Origin of the sequence: Pararhodobacter sp. CCB-MM2 (assembly GCF_001691415.1) — a bacterium.
Taxonomy (GTDB): Bacteria; Pseudomonadota; Alphaproteobacteria; order Rhodobacterales; family Rhodobacteraceae; genus Pararhodobacter.
In genome coordinates this window covers 1-535 of the sequence record NZ_LRRR01000078.1, presented here as the reverse complement: position 1 = coordinate 535, position 535 = coordinate 1, and the positions used below count along the sequence as shown (strand labels likewise).

The 535-nt window shown below is 69.3% G+C and carries 1 protein-coding gene; it reads left to right on the top strand.

What is annotated here, in order from left to right:
• A partial coding sequence (gene cydB, locus BCY78_RS24270; RefSeq protein ID WP_068306923.1) for a cytochrome d ubiquinol oxidase subunit II occupies positions 1-535 on the top strand: 535 nt, incomplete at both ends.

The window sequence follows — 535 nt, the reverse complement described above, 5'->3', positions numbered from 1 at the left end:
TCACGGGCGTGGTGTCGCTGTCGATGCTGTTGATGCATGGCGCGGCTTGGCTGGGGCTGAAAACCGAGGGCGAGATCGCCGCCCGCGCCCGCCGGATCGGCACCGTCGCGGGCATGGTCGCGGCGGGTGGCTATCTGCTGGCCGGGCTCTGGCTGGCGGTCGGGATCGACGGCTACCGCATCGTAACCGAGGTCGTGGCGAACGGCCCGTCCAACCCGCTCTACAGCGAGGTCGCGCGCGACACCTCGTGGCTGGCGGCCTATGTCACCCGGCCGTGGATCATCGCGGCCCCTATCGCAGCCTTCGCCGGCATCGCCATGGCCGTCCGCGGGCTGCGGGCCGGGCGCGAGGGGACGACGCTTTTGTGGTCGAAACTGGCGATCACCGGCATCGTCTCCAGCGTGGGGTTGACGATGTTCCCGTTCATCCTGCCGTCCTCCAGCGCGCCGGACAGCTCGCTGACCGTGTGGGATGCCTCGTCCTCGCAGACCACGCTCTTCGTGATGCTGGTGGCGACGGCGATCTTCATGCCGCT